We start from the raw sequence: 6,119 nt of genomic DNA, 5'->3' as shown, positions 1-6,119 counted from the left end.
ATGTTTGGCATGGTTCCTAGCCAGTTGTGAGTCGATTAGTTATTGTAAAATACTCTGCTACTTTTGCAAGAGGTCTACTAAATTAAGTAATTTTAGAAAAAATTATTTAATTTAATTGATGTAGGATTAAACAAATGTACTTACCGTACTATAATTTCCGTTTTCTGTACTGATCCCTATTAAAAAAGGAATTCTTATGAAGAAGCTTGCAGCTTGTCTTTGTTTTGCCTTGGCTTGTATCTCTACCTCTCATGCTGAAACCATCGCTGGTTATAGCTTTGAAAAATACCCTGTTAAAATTTATAACGGTAAACAAGCACCCTTAAAATTAGGTGACTGGGGCTCTTTTCGTACTCGCCTGAAAGAAGCTCATAAAGATGGTGAAATTAACTTCGCGGGTAACTATATCGTAACAACCTGGGGTTGTGGTTCAAGCTGTGTATCAGGGGCTATGATTGATAAAAGTACTGGCAAAGTATACGATATTCCACTGGGTGAAACTGGAAGCCCTTATGAAATGGGCGCAGAATGCTTCGCAGACGGAGCGGAACTCGATGACAACGAGCGTTTAGTTTTCTATCCCAATAGCCGCTTATTCATCACCCGCAATTGTGAAGGCAAGAAAGTCAACGAAACCACCGGTAAACAACTTATCACCTATCATGTCAACATTTGGGATGAAAAGACCAAGACATTCAAACTAAAAAAGGTTCAGCAATCTAAACTCGTTAAAGTGGACTACAGTTGATTTTAAACTAATTTTTTTCTGTATTTACCTTTTAAAGCCAAGTTCTTAGCCTAAACTTGGCTCAAGCTTGGGCTATCTTGACGAAACAAATCAACCACCTCAACGTTGTAGTGGTACACTAAATTTGGACTGTGTTTAAAAGAAGAAATGCTGCGCACAAGAAAAGCCAGACAACCTAAACTGCCTGGCTTTAACGTTTTTAATGACTTATCTATGATTATTTTCCCGCCATAAGGCATGCTCGCATACCTCACAGCACCAACTCTCTTTTGAACGCATAAAGAGAATGTCTGCTGGTATCTGTAAGGGACAAACATAGCCGCAGTATTCACAAAGCACATCGTCTAAATAAGCAAAACACTGACCTATCACATCAAACATGATATGAGGACTGATGCTATATTTACGGCACACTGCTTCCACATGTTCGACATAACTACCTTCATTATCATATGCCCAGTAATCCTCACAGATTTTTAGATCGCGCGCATTCTGTGTCATATTCGGCTGAAGTTTTACACTCATCATATTCTCCTTAGTAGCTGCCATAACCAGACTGCGGTAATAGCTCATAAAGCTCGCTCTGAAGCTGACAACGCATATCTTCCACAAAGTACTTACCCTGAGCATCCAAGCGCTTCTGCACCCATACACGCATCGCCATATCATTATCAAAGCAGCACTTCACTCCTAAGAAGCGTGCGAGTTGATGACCCGATGAGATATACAGCTCACGCATCAATGCATTAGCAATCTCATTAGCATCATCACTGATCACACCATCCCGTTTAAACTCGCTAAACAGCTCTTCATAATTGATGATTTTCATGGCGACGTCTCCTTGTCAGTTTGTGCATTTGTGATTAATCCTTTAGTGTCAGAGCTATTCGATACGCTAGTTAACTTCTCCTTGCTTGCTAAGAGCAAGTTATCCATTGCTGAGCCATCTTGACGGGTAATATCAGGTACATAACGGCTGTACACCCGAAATAGCATCTCCGTACTACTGTGACCCATCTGCCGCGCTATCCACTCAGGGTTCTCACCAGCAGCGAGCCAAAGCGTCGCTGCCGTGTGCCGAGTCTGATAAGCACGCCTATGTTTCAGACCGAGCAGGGCAAGGGTTGGTTTCCATACCCGCCGATTCACATTACGGTACTCCATCGGATTGCCTTGTGAGTTGCAGAAGATAAACTCTGATCTGCCATACGTTCGTGTCTTCTGCTCTAGCAAAGCGTCGTACACTAGCTGCGACATCGCAATATCACGCTGTGAGCCTAACGTCTTGGTTGGACCCATCTCACCATTGACTAGCGCACCGCGAATACTGATCTCACGCCGATCAAAGTTAATACAGTCCCACTTAAGCCCATCGATCTCACTGGTACGCATTCCTGTAAAGAAGCGAATAGTGTAGTAGGGCCTATAATCAGCACGGACATGCTTTAAAATCAGCCATACCTCACTCAATGTAAAAGGATTCACATCAGGACGAGCTTGCTTGAGATTCTTAATATTTTTATAAGGCATCTCAAAGTCATGGCGATCTGATGCTTCTTCTAGTATCATACGAAGAAGTATCATGATCTGGTTGATCCGTGCTACTGACAGACTTGACTGACCATCTTTACCGTAACGAACTTTGGCGAGGGAGCTACGGAAGGTCAGCAAGTTTGGTTTTTTTATCGCATGTACTGCTTTACCACCAAACTCAGGTAACAAGTACTTATTCAAAATAATCTGCGTCTTTTGCCGATAGCTCGGCCGCCATTCAATCTTTCTCTCCTCATAAAAAATCTCTGAAAACTGTCTAAAGGTTGGGTTACGACTGATACAAGCTTCCGCTCTATCAGCCAGTGCTGTCATCTCTTTTAAACGCGTACTCTTCGGAAAGTAGGCACCATAGTCAAAGATGCCTAGGGTGATTTCTGCTTCCATTTTTTTTGCGACTAAAGTCAGTTTTTTAACGTTTGCTGGAGTGTCAGGGAAGTTTGTCGTCTCGCGGCAACGAATATTCATAAATGTGAAATCTATAAATAATTTGCCACGCCTTGCTCTTACTGATGCCATTGTTAATCTCCTTGTTTAAATAAAACTTACTGTAAAGCCATACCGTTGATGGCACTCATAACCGGCTTGCACATATCTTCTTCGATACGCTCCCATACATATAAAATCTTACGGCCGCCAAAAGGGCGTATGTAATGAATATTCTCAATCAAAACAGTGTCTTTCATTTGATTGCGGATAGTACGTGGATCGTATTTAATACGATCGGCTAATTCTTGAGTAGTGAGATAAGTCTGTGACATAATGGTTCTCCATGTGAAATAAATTTACTATTAGTGGGTTATTAGTTATCACTAATGAGTACATAGTAGCTATAAATATTATCACTTGCAAGCATTTTTTTATCACTTTAGGGATTTTATGTATGATTAAGCTCAATTTACCTGTTTTATTTGCACAAAGAGGCATCCGTGTAGCTGATGCTGACAGGATGTCTAAACTAGGAAGATCTACTTTGTATCGAATGTACAATAATGAAGTCACTAGAATAGACTTTGATTCATTAAATGAGCTTTGTAAGCTTTTAGATTGCACACCCGGAGATATTATCCTCTATGAAGAAGATGTAGTTTGTGAGGAAGGGGGTTCAGAAGGAAGTTAGAATGTTTAATAGAATGGTTCTTTGAGTGTCTTGAAAATCATCAAGCTTAGCGCCGATACATATTTTACTCGGCCTAATTATTTTTAAATATTAGGTTGTGGTCATCACTGTTTAAACGACAATTAATTTTGGATGTTATAAAACTAAAGTGCATTTCAGAAAAATTAGACCTCTAAGAAACACGTTTTTTGCTGAATTGAGGTTGGGTTCAAAAATTAGCATAGTGCCAAATTCACTAGGTTAGGTGTCATGATGGTTTTTGAACCAAAAATGGCTAGGTTGTGGTCAGATACTTGTATGCAGTTTTAGGGCAGGGCACGGTTTGGGCACCAAATGGGCACCGCACCGAAAATGAGATTTTTGACTGAGTAGATAAGCTTAACTATATTCAAAAAAATATCTCGAGATTTTCTCTACAACCCCCGAAAATTGGACAAAAAAAAGCCTCACTGTTAAGTGAGGCTTTTTAAGTATTTGGAGCGGGAAAAGAGATTCGAACTCTCGACCCCAACCTTGGCAAGGTTATGCTCTACCACTGAGCTATTCCCGCTAAATCATTTGATTAATTATCATCAGATGATGAAGGCGTATTATACGCAGTTTTTTTGAGGTGTCAACACTCATGAAGAAAATAAGTAAACTTAATAAAATAGGCATGTCTTCTAGCCATGGATGTATGTTATAACGGTTTATTATGATATGTATTCCAAAAGCTTTGTATTACATAAATAAGCAGGGATGCACTTTATAATTTAACCTTAATCACATTCACAATTATTAATACTTATAAGATAAGTCACAAGGATAAAACATGAGTCAACAATATACCATCGCCGATTACTTGTTTGATCGTGTCGCAGAAGCAGGTGCCTCTGAGATATTTGGCGTGCCTGGTGATTTTAATTTATCTTTTTTAGATAATATTATTGCCTCTGATAAATTACGCTGGGTGGGTAATACCAATGAGTTAAATGCAGGATACGCAGCAGATGGTTATGCTCGCGAGCGCGGTTTTGCCGCGATGGTGACGACTTTTGGGGTCGGCGAGCTATCAGCAATCAATGCGACGGCCGGCTCTTTTGCTGAGTATGCCCCAGTATTGCATATCGTAGGCGCGCCCAGTACCGCATTACAAGATGCCAAACGCCGCATCCATCATTCGCTGGGTGATGGCGTATTCAATCATTTTATAAAAATGGTCGAACCTGTGACTGTTGCCCGTGCACAAATCACACCAGAAAATGCTGCATCAGAAATCGATAGAGTCATTCGCTTGATTCTCAAAAAACATCGCCCTGGTTATTTAATGCTATCGCCTGATGTGGCTCGCCAGCCCATTTATCCGCCATCTACCAAGCTGATTGATAGTGAAGAAAATATCACCAGCCAAGCCGCTTTAGCAGATTTCAAACAGGCGCTCATAGAGTTTTTGCCAAACAAAACCACGACGCTCATGGCAGATCTAATGGTGCATCGTTTGGGACTACAAAATCAGCTAAAATCCCTCATTGCTGATACAGAGATTCCTTATACCACGCTATCATGGGGCAAAACGCTACTCGATGAAAACAGCGAGCGCTGGGCAGGGACTTATGCTGGTGTGGCGTCACGTCCAATCGTCAAAGACGCGGTAGAAAACTGCGAATGCTTGATAAAAATCGGGGTGCAATATACCGATACCACGACCGCAGGTTTTAGCCAAGATATCGATGATGATGTCGTGGTTGATCTGCATTATGAGCGTGCGTCTATCAGCGGGCAAAACTTTGCACCCATCGCTCTAAAAGATGCCTTGCAAACCCTGCATGAAGTGCTGACCTCGGGTATTGAGATCGTGCCTAAACAATTCTGCAAAGAAGTGAAGCCACACGAGCAAAACGGTAAAGATGATGAAGCGATCAGGCAGGATGACCTTTGGCATATTATTGCAGATCGTTTAGACCATAATAATTTGGTGTTTGCTGAGCAAGGAACGGCCTATTTTGGTATCAGCGATGTTCGTCTGCCAGAAGGTGTGACCTGTTATGGGCAGCCAATGTGGGGCTCAATCGGCTATACTTTACCAGCAAGCTTGGGTGCGGCTATTGCGTCGCCACACAAGCGTAGTGTGCTATTGATTGGTGATGGCTCAGCCTTGTTGACCATCCAAGAATTGGCCGTGATGTTCCAAGAGCGCATCAACCCGGTTATTATTCTTATTAATAATGATGGTTACACCGTTGAGCGAGCGATTCATGGCGAAAACCAACGCTACAATGATATTCCTAAATGTGATTGGCAGTCGATGCCAAAAGCGTTTGGTGGCAACGATGACAATACTTTGCTGCTCAAGGTTGAAACTGCTGGCGAGTTAAAAACCGCCTTGCTAAAAGCCGCTGCGACAAAAGATAAAATGGTGCTGATAGAAGTGATAGCAGACAAACAAGATATTCCGCCATTACTGGCCGATATCGCTGCCGCACTAAAGCCAAAAGCAGATTAAAATATATAATTGGCTTTTATCACAAAAATAAAAAACCCCATTTGGTTTCACGACTGAATGGGGTTTTTTTTAACATTTTTGCCGCGTTGTTCAACTAAATGGAGATATCCCTTATGTCTTTTTGCATACTTTAGTATCATGGTATAGTCAGTCTTTTATAAATAAGATACAATGCTTTTAAAATAAGCGAAGTAGCAGAAGAATCCATGACCTATTCA

General features: G+C 41.3%; 7 protein-coding genes and 1 tRNA gene. 3 read left to right on the top strand and 5 right to left on the bottom strand.

Annotated features, from left to right (window positions below):
* Positions 1-196 precede the first annotated feature (196 nt).
* Complete coding sequence (locus JMX48_RS13780; RefSeq protein ID WP_201538747.1) at positions 197-748, top strand: hypothetical protein; 552 nt, start codon at positions 197-199, stop codon at positions 746-748.
* Positions 749-955: 207 nt separating this feature from the next.
* On the opposite strand, the gene JMX48_RS13775 is transcribed toward JMX48_RS13780, so the two are convergent.
* The 4 genes from JMX48_RS13775 to JMX48_RS13760 are packed head-to-tail and all read right to left on the bottom strand — an operon-like array spanning position 956 to position 3,060.
* Positions 956-1,273 carry a hypothetical protein gene (locus JMX48_RS13775; RefSeq protein WP_227688046.1) on the bottom strand — a complete coding sequence of 106 codons (318 nt, stop codon included), beginning with the start codon at positions 1,271-1,273 and terminating at the stop codon, positions 956-958.
* Between the two features lie 10 nt (positions 1,274-1,283).
* Entirely contained in the window at positions 1,284-1,577 is a 294-nt protein-coding gene (locus JMX48_RS13770) for a hypothetical protein (RefSeq protein ID WP_201538746.1), read from the bottom strand.
* On the bottom strand, positions 1,574-2,818 hold the full coding sequence (locus JMX48_RS13765) for an Arm DNA-binding domain-containing protein (RefSeq protein WP_201538745.1): 1,245 nt from the start codon (positions 2,816-2,818) through the stop codon (positions 1,574-1,576). Before JMX48_RS13765 ends, JMX48_RS13770 begins: the two co-directional genes overlap by 4 nt.
* A 26-nt stretch (positions 2,819-2,844) precedes the next feature.
* On the bottom strand, positions 2,845-3,060 hold the full coding sequence (locus JMX48_RS13760; protein WP_201538744.1) for a hypothetical protein: 216 nt from the start codon (positions 3,058-3,060) through the stop codon (positions 2,845-2,847).
* A gap of 122 nt (positions 3,061-3,182) precedes the next feature.
* On the opposite strand from JMX48_RS13760, the gene JMX48_RS13755 reads away from it, so the two are divergent.
* Positions 3,183-3,419 (top strand): helix-turn-helix domain-containing protein, encoded by a 237-nt coding sequence (locus tag JMX48_RS13755; RefSeq protein ID WP_201538743.1) that lies wholly within the window; start codon positions 3,183-3,185, stop codon positions 3,417-3,419.
* A 475-nt stretch (positions 3,420-3,894) separates the two neighbouring features.
* Here JMX48_RS13755 and JMX48_RS13750 read toward each other — a convergent pair.
* A tRNA-Gly gene (locus JMX48_RS13750) sits at positions 3,895-3,969 on the bottom strand.
* Positions 3,970-4,230: 261 nt separating this feature from the next.
* On the opposite strand from JMX48_RS13750, the gene JMX48_RS13745 reads away from it, so the two are divergent.
* Positions 4,231-5,901 carry an alpha-keto acid decarboxylase family protein gene (locus JMX48_RS13745; RefSeq protein WP_201538742.1) on the top strand — a complete coding sequence of 557 codons (1,671 nt, stop codon included), beginning with the start codon at positions 4,231-4,233 and terminating at the stop codon, positions 5,899-5,901.
* Positions 5,902-6,119 lie beyond the last annotated feature (218 nt).

Origin of the sequence: Psychrobacter immobilis, from assembly GCF_904846225.1 — a bacterium.
GTDB classification, from domain to species: Bacteria; Pseudomonadota; Gammaproteobacteria; order Pseudomonadales; family Moraxellaceae; genus Psychrobacter; species Psychrobacter immobilis_F.
Note: the sequence above shows the minus strand (reverse complement) of the source record. Positions and strands in the feature narration are given on the sequence as shown.